The following is a 16,078-nucleotide window of genomic DNA, read 5'->3' on the forward strand; positions in this document are numbered from 1 at the left end:
TACTAATATATAATAAAATCTAATATGATCTTAAATTTAAATATAAAATAAGTAATTAACTTTATGGTGAAGGTAATAGATTATCTCAGGACAGATTCACAAGCAGTTAAGTTAGATAGGGAAGAAAAATCTTTTCAATTTAAAAATAGAATAAGACGTCAATATAACCCTAATGATATTAATATTGCCAAGTTGTTTCTTGCGATACGTGAGCATAGAACGGATAATCCTCAGCTAAATAAGATTAGTGAAATTGAAGGGTTACTTACTCAAGTAGAAAATATTAATGATATTGATCTCAATGATGGTGGTAATACACCACTACATGTTGCTGTAAGCAAAAATCATCAAGACATTGTTGAACTTCTTTTGAATGTGTCTGGTATAGACCCAAATATTAAAAATAATCAAGGTAAAACTCCACTAGATATTGCTAAGCAACAAAATAAGGGAGAGATTATTAGGACTCTAGAAGAACATTTAAAAAAATTTTCTGATCAAGTAAAAGGACTTTCTGCACAGGAGGAGGAAGTACATGAAAAGCTAAGAAAGTTTGTTGAAGATTTTGTTTTTATTTATGAACGCTCTTTATCAGAGTACTATAAGAGACTAGAAAATCAAAGAGGAAAGCAAGGTAAATGGGCTGATTTTGTTAATATGATAATATATATAGGAAAAGGTGGAACAGAACAAGGAGAAGCGGAATCAAAAGTAATTCCTCTTATTGGAATTAACATTCTTCGAGCAACAATATCCAGCATTGGTAGTAGTTATAATAGAGCAGAGCTTAAAAAGCTGATAGATCAATTGTATATATTTAAAAAGGATCCAATCAAAGTCAGGGAAGAGTTAGTAAAATCTGGTATTGAAATCTTTCAAAGTTTTGAGAGCCAATTTATACAAGTAACAGCAGAAGGAAGTTGGCGGAGAGCAATGACAAAATTAGCAGAAGATGCTGTGAATAGAGTGGTTGATTACTATAGAAAAAATACTGAAAAAGAGCTTTGTGCTTCCTCAATTACTGAGGGTATTATTTTTGGAAAATCAAAAAGATATAAACAAACCTACACTGGTGTTCCTCATATTAAGCTAGGACATACTTTAGAAAGTAAAAATTCATGGAATACTGCAGAAATATTTGATAAAGCGGGATTAGTAACGATAAAGAGCGATGGTCGTGCTGATAAATACTATAGGAGAATAGACGGAAAGAGTGATACTAGCAAATATGGCTATCGTCTTCTTTTGAAGTGGGAGTTGGAAAATAAAATAAAAAAATTCATGAAAGAATACAGTGAAGAAAATCCTCCCAGAGAAGAGTATAGGTATGTTTTAAAGTCAGATGGGAAAACAAATGAAGAATGGGAAGATGAATTATTGAATGAGATTAATAAGCAAGATCCGAAGTTAGTCGAAGAGAGGTTACTAAGCAAATTCAAAGGAGAAATGGAACAGGAAGCTGAAAAAAACTTCAATGAATTAGAGGATTATATAGGTAAGAATTTTAATGAGTTATCAGGTTACATAGAAAGTAATCAAAATGAGATTAAGGGAGTCTTTGATGAATTAATGAGTCAATATCAGGAAGCCAGTAGGCAACGTCACAAGATAGCAGATTCTATTGTAGAAGGAAGGAAAGAAAGTGAAAAAAGTTTCGAGAAAATAGATAAAAAGCTTGATAAGATATATGATGCAGTTGTAGCAAGAGAGCAAGTAAGAAAGCCTATTTGGTTTAATGTGAAAAAGCCAGTAATTTTGTTTGCTGGAAGAAGGGAAGAGTTAATTGACCTACATAATAAGATACAACTTAATTCAGAAAAAGTAACAGTAATATCACAAATAACCTCAATTAGCGGTTTAGGAGGAATAGGAAAAACTGAGTTAGCTAGACAATATGTTCAAGAATATAGTAAAGATTGTTATGACAACGTTATATGGATCAATGCTGAAAGTGAGATAGCTCTTGTTGAATCATTTACTCGATTAGCGAAGGATAAGCTAAAAATTGATACAAAAGATGCAAATGGAAAAGAAAAGGATATAAGATCTATCGTAGAAGAAGTTTACAATTTTTTTAGTAATAGTAAAAGCTTGTTTATTTTTGATGATGCCGAGAAAAGTAATTATTTGAATAAGTTTTTACCAATTCATGATTCATTACCGGGTGGTAATGGACCTTATATTTTAATTACTTCTCGTAATCGAGAGTGGGAAAGGGGGATAGAAGTTATTAATCTGAACGAATTAAAGTCAGAAGAAGCGATAGAATTTGTAAAAAAGGGCTTGATTATAGAAGATGAATCTCAAAATGAAAAGATAAAAGCTTTGGTAGAGAAATTACAACACTTTCCTTTAGCTATACAGCAAGTAATATCATATATTGAAGATCAAAGAGTTACTAGAAAATTTGATATAGATGATTACCTAAAGGAATATGAGAAAAAAGCGAAAGATTTGCTTAATTATGAAGGATTTAGAGGAATTGATAATAACTATGCAAAAACAACTTTCACAGCTTGGAAGATTACAACCGATAAGATAGCAAGCAATGAAAAGTATGGAAAATTAGCTTTAAGGATTCTTGATGTTATGTCTTATCTTGCACCTGACAATATTAGTAGAGAATTCTTTTTAGATTTGACAGGAAATAATGAAGAGGAATTAAGGTCTGCTGTTCGTTTACTTATAAAATATTCTATGGTTAATGGTGAACAAGAGCAAGGTGTGTTGAGTATTCATAAATTAGTTCAAGAAGTGACAAAAATAGCGTTAGAAGAAGAGGGTAAAAGCGAAGAAGTTATGAAAGAGACTTTCGAGCTACTCAGAGCAAGTTTCCCTTATGGTAGTGATAAACTAGAAGACTATTTAAAAAAACGAGAATTATTACCGCACTTAGAGGCATTTTTATCACGTATAGATAGTTGGTTAAAAAAGAACCCTCAAGATAAAGAAAAAATAGAAAAGGATTATCTTGAAAATTTGTTGACATGGATGAGTGATGGGTATTTTAATTTGGGTAATCCCAAAAGAGAAAAGGAGTTGCTAGAAAGGGTTTTGCCTATTTTAGAAAAGCATTACGGAGAAGATCATTTTGAAGTATTTAAAAGACTAGTAAATCTAAGCAACAGTTATCTAGTTTTAGGTGATTACCAAAGAGCAAAAGATTTGCTAGAAAGAGCTTTAAAAATTGAAAAGCAAGATTATGAAGAAGAGCGTTTTCAATTAGTTAGAACACTGGTAAATCTGAGTATCAGCTATCGAGCTTTAGATGATTATCAGACAGCGAAAGAGTTACTAGAAAGGGCCTTTCCCATTTTAGAGAATCATTATCGGGAGGATCATTCTTCATTAGCTCAAGTACTAATAAACCTGAGTATTGCTTATGGATCTTTAGGTGATTATGAAAGAGCGAAAAAGTCAATAGAAAGAGTATTCTCTATTTTAGGTGACAATTATGAAGAAGAGCACTTTGAGTCAGCTAAAATGTTAGTAAATCTTAGTATTGCTTGTAGAGGTTTTGGTGATTATCAGACAGCAAAAGAGTTACTAGAAAGGGCACTACCTATTTTAGAAAATTATTATGGAGAAGATCATTTTCAGGTAGCTATAGCTAAAACAAATCAAGGTATCACTTATATAGCTTTAGATGATTATGGAAGAGCAGAAGAGTTGCTAGAAAGAGCTTTGCCTATTTTAGAGAAGCATTATGGAGAAAATCATGTTGAAGTAGCTAAAATATTAGTAAATTTAAGTACCATCTATAGATACTTTGATAATTATCAAGGAGCAAAAGAGTTGCTAGAGAGAGCTTTACCTATTTTAGAGAAGCACTATGGGGAAGAGCATTTTGAAATAGGTATGATTCTGGAAAGTTTAGGCACTGATTATATAGCCTTAGGTGATAATCAGGAAGCAAAAGAGGTGCTAGAAAGAGCTTTATCTATTTTAGAGAAATATCATGAAAGAGATCATGTTGAAGTAAGTAAAATATTAGTAAATTTGAGTATCGCCTATAGAGGTTTAGGTGATACTCAGGGAGTAAAAAAGTTGCTAGAAAGGGCTTTACCTATTTTAGAGAAGCATTATGGAGAAAATCATTTTGAAGTAGCTATAACCTTAGAAGATTTAGCTATTGCCGATGGAGCTTTAGGTAATGTTCAGAGAGCAAAAGATTTACTAGAAAGGGCTTCTGCAATATATCAAAGGAGTAAAGTTGAAGAATGTTTGCCGAGTACGAGTTCATTAAGGAACAGAAGAGAAGCAAAAATTGGGAAATGTGAACTGTCTTGGGAAGACGTAGATGAATTCAATACAGAAAAAGATGAGAAAAGAGATTTTAGTAAAATTAAAATAGATAGTAAAAAGTTTATTGACTATATAAAAGATATACCAGAAGAAAAACGTTCTCAGCTAATTGAGCTAGCAGATAAAGTGCAAGTTAAGGGTAGGTTTAGCAATTTGGTCAATAGGCTTACCAGTAATCAGAAGGTCATGAATCATTTAAATAGAGTAAAGAAAATCTCTAGCATAACTATGCATGGAATGATAGCTAAAAATATTTTAGCTGACTTTTTAAACAGAGATTATCAAGGTGTAGCGATTAATGTTGGCTTTATTGCCGGTGGTCAAGGGTTTGCTAAAGTTGCTGAAGTTGCATCTCGTAAAGGATTAAATTTGCTCTCAGAAGAAAAGGTATTACTTGGTAGGTCTTTAAGAGTTGCATCACCTTTTCTTGCTCGAGGTACTTCTGCCTTTATTATTTATGATTTAGTAAATCAGGTAAAAGCATTTAAAAATGGTACAGAAGGAGCATTGGTTGGCGTAGTAGGAGATAGCATTTACCTGGGAGTTGACGCTGCAGAGATTGGGATTGAAGTTGCTGAAGGTTTTGAAGTATTAGAAGGAGTTTCATCTATTACTGGACCTATTGGAGCAGGAGTCGGCACTGCAGTATTTATTTACACTGATATTTATATGGCAGTAAAGAGAGTTGATAAAACTGATGAAATTATTCACTTAACTAGAGGAGAAAAATTTATTGAAGGTTTACGTGTATTTATAGGTATGCAACCTGAACAATATATAGAAGAGTTAATGGAAGAAAAACAACTTTATAACCAATTAGTTAAGCAAGGATTTGAGTATTTAAAGGAGTATAGTGATATTCAAAGCTATGTATTCCCTACTGGTAAATCAGTTGTGAATTCTTGTCGTACAGTGCCACACCAAGTAAGGCAGTGTGGTGGTGCTGGATTTGGAGAATTATGCATGAGAAGAATTAATGTTACACTTTACACTGAAGAATGCAAAGTTAAGTTTAAGATAGACTTAGACAGTAAAGTACTGCTTGATGGAAAAGGAACCGATATAAAATGGAGTAGAGCAAGGCCGAATAATCCAAGTGGTGGAAAATTGTTTTGTTTCTCGCAGGGAAATGACGAACCTGCTCCAAATTATGGGTCATATTTATGCGAAAATGCGATTGGTTTATCTAATAACAAGATAGAAGGATATAATCTAATTAATTTAGGAGAAGGTGAAGATTATGCCAGGGGATTTAAGGATAGTCCGAACGTATTTGTAGTGAATGATGGGTCTAAAGAATATTATGGGGGAAATAAGAATGATATCTTTGTTTTACAGGGAGATCTGATAGAAGGGTCCTTGTACGGAGAAGATGGAATTGATACCTTAGATCTGACTGGATTTGCTCAAGAAGCTGTGAGTGTGAATGTGTATTTAAATACAAATATTGGCACTATTGTGTACAACAGATATGGTTATTCTGGATTTCAAATTAATTCAGTAGAAAGAGTGCTTGGTAGAAAAGCTAAGGCAGATCATATATTTAGTGCATGTGAAACTAAATTCTTGGATGGTAATGGTGGTAAGGAAGATCAACTTGATTATTTGGAAATAAAAGATAATAACTGTGTCTATGATATACAAGTAATAGTTAGAAATTACACTGAAGTAAATAATCTAGCACTCAAAGGTAACTTTAACTATATTGTACCATTTCAAAAAGGTAGTGCATCTGTTAAATTACTTGCTAATTTCGAAAATAACCATAGGTTTATATTCGACTACTTGCTTGCTGATATTCAGAGTATTGATATTAAAGATCACAATAGTATAAAGTTCGATTTTTCCTCAAAAGTTGCAAATAGTAACTTTAGTATATCTATCTCATATAACATAATGAACAATATAATCTATCAATTAAAAGACAGTGCTGAAATAAAAGTAGGTAAGGAAAGAAACTTGTATGCAATACAGAATACTAATAAAACTATTGATGAAATTATAGAAAGTTACCCAGCTATAGCAAATAAACTCAATATGACTATCGCTGTTCAAGATGGTGATGAATCTATACTTGTTGGCTATGGGAAGTGTGAGGTAATTTACAATAATCCAATCTATAACAGTCACTTAATTGGAAATGGTGGTAAAAACATATACGTAATTACTATAGCCTCAGGTGAGCAAAGATATGAACATAATATTTTTTCTATGCCACAAATAAACATCTACAATCCTGATCAAGCAAGTTCTATAGATACGTTAGATTTACGTAACGTGATAAAAATAATACAAGATGATTTGAAAATACATATTAATCTGCCAAGAATTTTTCAAGATGGAAATGATTTGCTAGTTAGGTTAGAAGCAGAAATGGGACAAAGTTTTTTATTAGAAGTGCTAACAGTAAGATTAAAAGACGGTTTGGATTGGTATGAAAATCTTCATATTATCTCAGATAGTGCGCCTATGAAAATAAGTTCTGAATTAGAATTAAAGCCACTACCTTTGATCTTTGAAAAGGATAAAGAAATTATTGTGGTAACGGGTCAAGATGTGGAGAAAGATGCTGAGCTTATCACGCCTAGAAAAGGAGGAAACAATACGTTTGTTCGTAGTAATGGTCATGATCTAATAATAACTAATGCTTTTGATTCGACTATTACTAAAGATGATTTTTGCAGTATTACACTTAGTAAATTCTATAAAACACCTAAGATGAAAACGTTATCAATAAAATTTACTGATAAAGAGATAGTGTTAAAAGATTATGAGAAAGAAATAAGTACAGCAAGAGACGTTAATGTTGTGAAAAAAGAATATAAGGATCAAGTGTACGATGATGTGTTTACAGAAGTCATGTTATCTGATCAACCTCATAGACATAGGCAGCACATTAGAAACCGTAGAATGGTGAGTAGCAGTGCAAAACCATCTTCGTGGATAAATCATTTATTTGGTTGGGTAAAAAGCTCTGTGAGTGGGTTATTAGATTCGAGAGCTGCTCTACCTGAAACTTCAGCAAATTATTCTAATACATCTGGTACTAGCCAATTTAGTAGTGAAGTTTGTATCAGTAACAATTTTGGTTTAGGATTCTTCTTATTACAAAGTTTCCTAGATAAAAAATATCCTCTTCCTAAGTTTTGTTCTGCTACTCATGAAGAAGTGCTGGCTGATACACTTAATATAATGGAAGAATTTAAAAAGACACTTAAAAAAACAGCTAAACAATCTGGTGTATCAGTGAAAGGTTTTGACTTTTTTAAAGTGTATTCAGATATAGCAGGTCATGTAAGGAACGAAAGATATTCTAAAATACCAAGTACATTATATTCAGCCGCAGAAGAAGCCTATCCGGAAAATGAGAAGTTTTTGAGTATTTTAAAAGGCAATATTGAAAAGATGTTTGATAAGCAGCAGATAGTTAATGGTGGATATCAACCTAATGACATTGCTGATAATAAACCTAGAAGCTATTTTAATAACACAACAGTGGACAAAAAGCTACAAACCCCAGTTATGGATTATCCGAGTCAATAAAGCTTAGAAATAGAGGACTTTTTCGACTGCATGGAATACGAAACTAATGTTGAAAAAGTATGTACCAAAAAATTTATGGGGGATCTGTGCCGAAGCTCAAATTTATTTTTCAAACAACCAAAAACTGTCTCAATAATCAATTTTTCTCAATAGAATCTTCTCTTTTAAAGAAATCAGTGCGTTTTTCATGCCTTTTTTCACTTGAGTGACGAGTTTTAGACCTCTATCGAAGAGTTTCTCAAAGAGGTCCTTCTTCTTTATCTCTGAACAAAAGTCCTGTCAATTTTTTAGTCAAATTTGGTGTAGGTTTTCTGTCGTCAACGCTGCCTTTAGTTAGCGTAATAACTTGAACTTCGACTATTTCATTGATTACCAGATGCAATTTAAAACCGAACATAGGTAGTCTTTCCTATATTTGCCAACTCTTTGAAAACTTTATTTTTTGCGATCCTTTTTGTGTGGCAAACAGCGATTGCAGTTGTATCAATATAGAGTGATTTTTGCTTGCTCGCAGAACCACTGCAAAAGCATTGCCAAATACCATAAAACCCTGAGTTTTAGAGCAACAAATCTATGATACGAAGGGAGTTTTGAAAACTCAGAACTGTACAATAATTTAAGATAACTCAAGTAAAAAAACTTGAAATTTTTGCACAGCGATTGTGGTAAAGTAAGATTATAGTAAGTATTTCTGGCACGGTAATTTCAGGTATTCTTTTTGTTTTTTTGCCACTTGATAGAAGCTTTTCTGAAAGTTTTTCATCAGCAATGTGACAAAAATCTTCTATAAAACAGTAAAATATCTTTCTTCATGGATAACCTCTTAATTTTTGCTAAAATACCTGAGTTTAGTGTGCCGTAGAGACACAAGGAATGTTCAAGTAAGAGCAAACTAAGTGCAAAAGCTACGCAATAGATGGGGGTGGGCCCCTCGGAGCCGGCTTACAAGAGCAGGCTTCAAACAACCATAAGCTGCTTTGGTAAAAAGCTAAGGTAGTGAGCGTTATGGAAAAGGCGCAAATATGCGTCATGTGTAAAATAGAGAGATGAATGAAAATGAACCACTGATAAAGTGTCGAAAGGAATTGGATGATGTCAAAACCAGGGGTTAGACTTAACCTGGGATAAATCTATCGGGAGCTTGTTTACTGGATAGATGGCGTCCGGCATAGAGGTGGCATGAATCTATTTTGGGCTATTGCGTGGAACTGCGGGAACCTGTCGTTTCGATGATAAGGGAGAAATCCAAGGAGCTGATCTCTGAGGATGAGAGTACCGATGCGGAAAACAGGGGCGGATCAGCTCGTAGTAGTGAAGAAGTTTCTGTAATGGAAATGGAGCGAAGGAGCTGAGTTATTTAGTTTTAGTTATTTATCAACCGAAAGGGAGGAGTTAATGAATAAAACAAAGTCTTTTGATATACCAAAGCAACTTATTTGGAGAGCTTATAAACAAGTATCGAAAAATAGAGGTGCTGCTGGTGTAGATGGGGTTTCGATAACAAAGTTTGAGGAAAATCTAAAAGATAATCTATACAAACTATGGAATCGTATGACATCCGGAAGTTATTTTCCAGAGCCTGTAAAAGCTGTAGCAATACCGAAAGATATGGGAGGAGGACAAAGAATTTTATGTGTTCCTTCAGTATCAGATAGGATAGCGCAAACAGCAGCAACAATGTATCTCGAACCGTTAGTGGAGCCAAAATTCCATGAGGATTCATATGGTTATAGATCGAATAAATCAGCATTGGATGCGGTAGATACAGCGCGTAAGAGATGCTGGAAGTACGATTGGGTGGTAGACCTTGATATATCAGGGTTCTTCGACAATCTGGATCACGACTTAGCACTTCAGGCTATCAAGAAACACACAGACTGCAAATGGGTCATACTATATGTTGAAAGGTGGATGAAATCCCCTATACAACTTGCAGATGGCAGTAAAGTAGTTAGGGATAAAGGAGTTCCGCAAGGAGGTTCAGTTAGCCCAATCATCTCTAATATATTCATGCATCATGTGTTTGATATATGGATGAAAAAGAACTATCCGACGGTACCATTTGAGAGATATGTGGACGATGCGATAGTGCACTGCAGAACAGAGAAACAGACAAGATTTGTGAAAGTAATGATCGAAGAAAGATTGGCTGAGTATAGGTTGAAATTACATCCTAAAAAGACACAGATAGTGTACTGTAAGGATGACAATAGGAGAGATGAATTTCCTAAACAAAGTTTTGATTTTCTGGGTTACACATTCAGACCCAGGTTAGCAAGAAATAAAATAGGGAAGCATTTTGTTTCATTTCTCCCAGCAATTAGCAACAAGGCCAAGAAAAAGATTACTACAACCATAAGATCATGGAAAATGCTACGAAATACGCATATAACATTAGAGGAGATATCAGGAAAAGTAAATCCAATAGTCAGAGGCTGGTATCAGTACTATGGCAAATTTTACAGAACTGAGGTCTACAAATCTCTAAAGAATGTAGAGCGGCATCTAGAAAAGTGGGTCAAAAGGAAATATAAGAGACTCAGGAGTCACGGAAGACTAGCAAGACAATTTCTAGGAAAGGTGAGAGATAGGTCTCCAAATATTTTCTATCATTGGACACTAGGTTTAGGGTCAAAAAGGCTAAATAATGGGAGCTGTATAAGCTGAGAGGTTTATGTACAGTTCTGCGAGAGACTGGTAGGGGAAGTTCCACTGGTCTACTCTCCCCCTATTCCTCTCTTTATTAATTCTACTTTCTAATCCATAACTGGGGTTAATAAGATTACTGAACTTGCTAAAGGAGTTGGTGCAGAAATTTTATATCTACCTCCTTATTCTCCAGATTTTAACAAAATTGAGCATAATTGGTTTGCTATAGAAAATAGAATTAGGAAAAACATTCCTCTATTCACATCTTTTCGTCATGCTGTCGATTCTTACTTCTTATGATTTTTTTGGACTATTATGGGAAGGGCTATATTTTAACAGTTTTAAAGCTGAAATAAAGAATATAGGTGTAACCACCGAAAAAGACTTTTTCTTATCAAAAAAACACCGTAAAACCCCATCCTTCAGGGCGGGGATATAAGGCGGAAGCGGGTGTTGACACCGAATATGCACAAAAGCATAATAGATTTAGCGGCAGGGCATGCCGTGTTGTGCCTGTGGAGGGGATAGTGCATTTAGCCTCCCGATGAAGCAGGAACCCACCGAGATGATTCAGACTTCGGTCTGAACGTGGTAGGAATCCTTGCCCTTTAGGGCGGGGAGGATGTCAACACACGAAGGCACCTCCCCTTCCTTTTTAATAAAAAATATCTATATACCTATTATAATATACGTAAATGTATATTATGCAAAATATAAGCAAGGTTATGCGCTGCTTAAACTTCTCTAATTAGTGACACTCAACTATAAGAGTAGCTTGCATAGCAAAGAAGATACTAAGTATCTTCTTTTTTATAGTTTCATTAGATTTAGATCTGATGACAACTCAGATAAATCGTTCAGCCCTTCCTGGAGCTGAGACGTAATAGAATTTAATTGATCACTAAATTTTACATCCTGTTCAAAGCTCCAATCACTTTCCCTACATTTACTAATGCATGCACTACGTAGTTCGTTATTATCCTGATGACTTTTAGGACATGCGCGTATGCAATGGTAATATTGTTCATACGCTTCTTCTCTAGTATTATACGCAGCAGCACTTTTTGTATTACTTTTCATAATATTCTCCTTAATTAAAAAACTAGTATAATATTAACATGTAACTATGAATTTTATACTAAATATAGTACATCTTCTTTTCAGAACAACATAAAAAATCAAACTACCCATACCCTCTCCTAGCATTTGGTTAACCAGCAATCATTTATCGCTCTGCCGTAAGAAGTGTAGCCACTGCCAAGTATAGCCCTTCCCAGGTTTTGTTGAATGGCAAGGAATAAGGAGGAGTAATGAAAGGAATTTACGAGGCAAATTTGAAAATAGGCATACCTATATCAGTAAAGTTATTAATAAAATAGCATTTTAAAAGCACCTCTTGAGAGCGATTTACCTCAGATTTATTCTTAAAACTAAATCCAAATGTTTTTTTGAGCCTCAGGAAAAAACTCTCGATACGTGAACGTATTTCATACCTTGTCTTCTTTTTCCAGTGGGTAAGTTTTCCTTATACTAATGTTGTTGTTTCTTTCTGATAGATAATCTATATTGCTGCAGATTTTTGCATTTTTTCTTGGCTTTATGATGGGTTTCAAATTGTATTGATTGCACAACTTATATAAATTATCTGTATCATAAGTTCCATCTGCACGCAGAGACTTAATCTTATAGATATCACCCATTTCCTTTAGTATTTTAGATGCTATCATGTGAAAGAAAATTAGTATATCGAACTGCTATTGCCTTTTTGCTGTTTACGTCCAAAGCAACATATAGCTTTCTTATTTGATCTGTACCATTATACTTCCTTATCTTGGCGTTATCTTTGTTATGTTGAGTACTGTTACTATAAATATGCATTACAGTACTATCTATAGCAATTTCAATATTCTCTATGTCATTTTTATCTGTTCTGTGGTCACATAGTTTCAAATTAAGTTTGACGAGAAGCTTGTGAATACTTGGAGATTCTTCACTATACTTTGTAAATATCCTTTTATAAATCCAACTGCTTGCCTTAAGCCTATTCCAAATAGATTAACGACTATACGTACTGCAATAACAACCTTATCGCTATAAATCTCCAGGAATTTTTTCTGAACTTTCGTACCAGTTTTCTATAGCTTCATCGATAAAATGAAAGACATTTCCTCTTTTTTCTAAAAATTGATTATACTCTTTAATGATTACTGACCTTCATCTTCTTTGGCATATACTCTACACAATGTTCATTTCTTAATAAAGTAACCACTTTCTTTAGATTTTCTCCCTTTTTTCTCCCATCTCTACTCGCTATGCAACAAAGCCAACTCAGGTTACCTTACTATGTTGTCATCATCTTTGAGTAAGTAATGTTAATAAAAAATGAGTAAATGATCTATTTAATATTAAAAAGATGTTGAATATGGATAAATTGAGTCAAGATACAAAAAAAAAGCTGCATTTTTGGTGGCTTATAACATTAATAGTATGTATTATTGCTACCTATTACTACATGAAGTCAAAAGCTGCAGATAATTATAAAACGATATTACGCATTGCTTCTCAAAATTGTAACTTAGAAACTGTAAAATTCTCAGTAAAAAATTTATTAGATACTGATACACACATGCCTAAGTTAACTGCGTTACATTATGCTGCAGAAGGGGATATTTAGAGATAGTTAGGTTTTTAATAGATGAGGGAGTTAACGTAAACATTATTAACAAGTATGTAAGCACAGCACTACATAATATTGCATATTATGGTGATTTAAGGATTATCAAATTTTTGCTAGAAAAAGGCGCTAATCCTAACATTATAAACGATGATGGAAAAACCTAGAAATGTAGCTGTGTTAAGGTCAAGGCATAACAAAGATAAGCCCTACGATCAAATATTCAACCACTATGGATTTTAATCCATAGTGGTTGAATGCTGAATGACTTTAAGTTTAAAATTGAGAAAGTAGTTGTTATATATATCAGCAAGTATGAGTTAAATTTGTATTATGGACTTGAATAAATTTACCGAAAAAGCAAAAAGCCTAATCCAGAGCGCTCAAATGAAAGCATTGGGAGCTGGGCATCAGATTTTTATGCCTGAACATTTACTTAAAGTAATGCTTGAAGATGAGTCAGGTTTAGTTCAGGATTTGATAGGCACCTGTGATGGAAATGTTCAGAATATTTCTGATGCTGTGAGTAGTACAATTAAAAAGTTTCCAGTGGTTGGAGGACCAGGTAGTGTTGGACTTCAGCTTTCAAGAGAGGTAGCAAAAGTTTTTGATGATTCAATTGGTATTGCGAGGAGAAATAAAGACACATTTGTTACTGTTGAGCGGTTGTTGCAGGGCCTTGCTGCACAAAAAGATGAAATTGTAGGTAAAATTTTAGCAGAAGGTGGTGTAACACCGCAAAAATTAAATTCAGTTATTGCAGAAATGAGAAAAGGTGGCAGTGCAGACTCTCCAAATAGCGAGGAAAAATTAAATGCGGCAAAGAGGTATACAAAAGATATTACAGAGCTTGCTATGCAAGGTAAGCTTGATCCTGTAATTGGTCGTGATGAGGAAATCAGAAGAACTATGCAGGTATCGTTGAGGCGAACAAAAAATAATCCAGTACTGATAGGTGAACCTGGTGTTGGAAAAACTGCAATAGTTGAAGGTTTAGCAAACAGAATTGTTGCAAATGATGTACCACTTGGTTTGCGTGATGCAAAAGTTTTAGCTTTGGATCTTGGTGCATTAATTGCTGGAACAAAATTTAGAGGGGAGTTTGAAGAGAGACTAAAAGCAGTGATTAATGAGATTTTAAAAGCAGAGGGCAAAGTTATTTTGTTTATAGATGAGCTTCATACTTTAGTGGGAGCAGGAGCGACAAGTGGTGCGATGGATGCTTCAAATTTGCTCAAGCCTGCTCTTGCGCGTGGAGAAATTCGCTGTATAGGGGCTACAACTTTGGATGAGTATCGTCAACATATAGAGAAAGACCCTGCGCTTGCAAGGCGTTTTCAGCCTGTGTTTATTTCTCAACCGACTGAGACTGATACTATTTCAATACTGAGGGGTTTGAAGGAGAGGTATGAGGTGCACCATGGTATTAGAATCACAGATGGTGCAATAATCGCTGCTGCAACGCTTTCTAATAGATATATAACAGATAGGTTTTTACCTGATAAAGCGATCGATTTAATTGATGAAGCAGCAAGTAGGGTTAGAATTGAAATGGACAGCAAGCCTGAGGTTGTTGATGAGCTTGAAAGAAAGATTATACAGCTGAAAATTGAGTCAGAGGCTTTGAAAAAAGAAAGTGATGAAAACTCTAAGCAACGTTTAAAAAAGATAAATGAGGAAATTGAGAGTCTAAACAGTAAATTTGCTGACTTAAGCAGTAAATGGCAGATGGAAAAGAATAAAATAGCTAAAATACAAGAAACTGCTGAAAAATTGGATAATGCGAGGAAAGAGCTAGAATTGGCTCAGCGGAATGGAAATTTAGGAAGGGCAGGGGAATTGATGTATGGTGTGATTCCTCAACTTGAAAATGAGTTAAAAAATCAGGAAAAAGTTACTGATAGTTTCCTAAAGAAAGAAGTTACTGAGAGTGATATTGCAAATATTGTTTCAAAATGGACAGGCATTCCAGTTGATAACATGATGCATAGTGAAAAGGAAAAGCTCCTTAACATGGAAAATGAAATAGGAAAAAGAGTAATAGGGCAGAGAGATGCAATTGAAGCGATAAGTAATGCAGTAAGGCGCTCCCGTTCTGGTGTTCAGGATACTAATCGACCTTTTGGTTCATTTTTATTCTTAGGTCCAACCGGAGTTGGAAAAACAGAGTTAGCAAAATCTCTTGCCGAATTTTTGTTTGATGATCAATCAGCACTTCTACGCTTTGATATGTCAGAGTATATGGAAAAACACTCCGTTTCAAAGTTAATTGGTGCGCCTCCAGGATATGTTGGTTATGAACAAGGTGGCAGATTAACCGAAGCAGTAAGGAGAAGACCATATCAGGTAATTTTGTTTGATGAGATAGAAAAGGCAAATCCAGATATATTTAATATACTACTGCAGATTTTGGATGAAGGTAGACTAACCGATAGCCATGGCAAATTAATTGATTTTCGTAATACCATACTAATTTTAACTTCTAACCTTGGAGCTGAGATGATGCTAAGAGGAGCTACCGAATCTGTGAAAGATGAGGTGATGAAAATAGTTAAGTCAGCGTTTCGTCCAGAATTTTTAAATAGACTGGATGAAATTATTATATTCCACAGCTTAACCAAAGATGACATTGATAAAATTATAGATGTTCAATTCTCTTATTTACAAAAGATGCTTGCTAAGCGTAAACTGAGTATTAGTTTATCGCAAGAAGCTAAAGAACTAATAGCACAAACTGGATATGACCCTGAATATGGAGCGCGGCCTCTGAAAAGGGTAATACAAGAATGCATTCAAAATAATCTAGCTAAGTTAGTTTTATCTGGGGAAATAGTAGAAGGAGATGAGCTAATAGTGTATACTTCTGGTAACGAAATCTTAGTTAAAAAGATCTAGATTCGCTGTGTA

6 protein-coding genes and 3 pseudogenes are annotated in these 16,078 nt (G+C 34.2%); 5 read left to right on the top strand and 4 right to left on the bottom strand.

Annotated features, from left to right (window positions below):
* The first annotated feature begins 63 nt into the window (after positions 1-63).
* On the top strand, positions 64-7,848 hold the full coding sequence (locus AB3210_RS03095) for a tetratricopeptide repeat protein (RefSeq protein WP_367363652.1): 7,785 nt from the start codon (positions 64-66) through the stop codon (positions 7,846-7,848).
* Here the strand turns inward: AB3210_RS03095 and AB3210_RS03100 are convergent.
* A pseudogene (locus AB3210_RS03100) lies at positions 7,842-8,651 on the bottom strand (IS982 family transposase). The gene AB3210_RS03095 and the pseudogene AB3210_RS03100 overlap by 7 nt on opposite strands.
* 592 nt (positions 8,652-9,243) lie before the next feature.
* Here AB3210_RS03100 and ltrA point away from each other — a divergent pair.
* Together ltrA and AB3210_RS03110 are read left to right on the top strand one after the other, a co-directional pair.
* Positions 9,244-10,515, top strand: a complete 1,272-nt coding sequence (ltrA, locus tag AB3210_RS03105; RefSeq protein ID WP_264377358.1) for a group II intron reverse transcriptase/maturase — start codon at positions 9,244-9,246, stop codon at positions 10,513-10,515.
* A 108-nt stretch (positions 10,516-10,623) separates the two neighbouring features.
* A pseudogene (locus tag AB3210_RS03110) lies at positions 10,624-10,797 on the top strand (transposase); the annotation flags it as partial.
* Positions 10,798-11,307: 510 nt separating this feature from the next.
* On the opposite strand, the gene AB3210_RS03115 reads toward AB3210_RS03110, so the two are convergent.
* The 3 genes from AB3210_RS03115 to AB3210_RS03125 form a co-directional block, all read right to left on the bottom strand.
* Positions 11,308-11,577, bottom strand: a complete 270-nt coding sequence (locus AB3210_RS03115) for a hypothetical protein (RefSeq protein WP_019236515.1) — start codon at positions 11,575-11,577, stop codon at positions 11,308-11,310.
* A gap of 407 nt (positions 11,578-11,984) precedes the next feature.
* Complete coding sequence (locus AB3210_RS03120; RefSeq protein WP_019236516.1) at positions 11,985-12,224, bottom strand: transposase; 240 nt, start codon at positions 12,222-12,224, stop codon at positions 11,985-11,987.
* Positions 12,211-12,447 (bottom strand): hypothetical protein, encoded by a 237-nt coding sequence (locus AB3210_RS03125; RefSeq protein ID WP_213863745.1) that lies wholly within the window; start codon positions 12,445-12,447, stop codon positions 12,211-12,213. The genes AB3210_RS03120 and AB3210_RS03125 overlap by 14 nt, the downstream gene beginning before the upstream one ends.
* A gap of 472 nt (positions 12,448-12,919) precedes the next feature.
* Between AB3210_RS03125 and AB3210_RS03130 the strand changes: the two are divergent.
* Both AB3210_RS03130 and clpB read left to right on the top strand, forming a co-directional pair.
* Positions 12,920-13,414 (top strand): annotated as a pseudogene (locus AB3210_RS03130) (ankyrin repeat domain-containing protein).
* A gap of 90 nt (positions 13,415-13,504) precedes the next feature.
* Complete coding sequence (gene clpB, locus AB3210_RS03135) at positions 13,505-16,066, top strand: ATP-dependent chaperone ClpB (RefSeq protein ID WP_052264804.1); 2,562 nt, start codon at positions 13,505-13,507, stop codon at positions 16,064-16,066.
* Positions 16,067-16,078: the final 12 nt, after the last annotated feature.

This window comes from Wolbachia endosymbiont (group B) of Scrobipalpa ocellatella, from assembly GCF_964188425.1.
GTDB lineage: Bacteria > Pseudomonadota > Alphaproteobacteria > Rickettsiales > Anaplasmataceae > Wolbachia.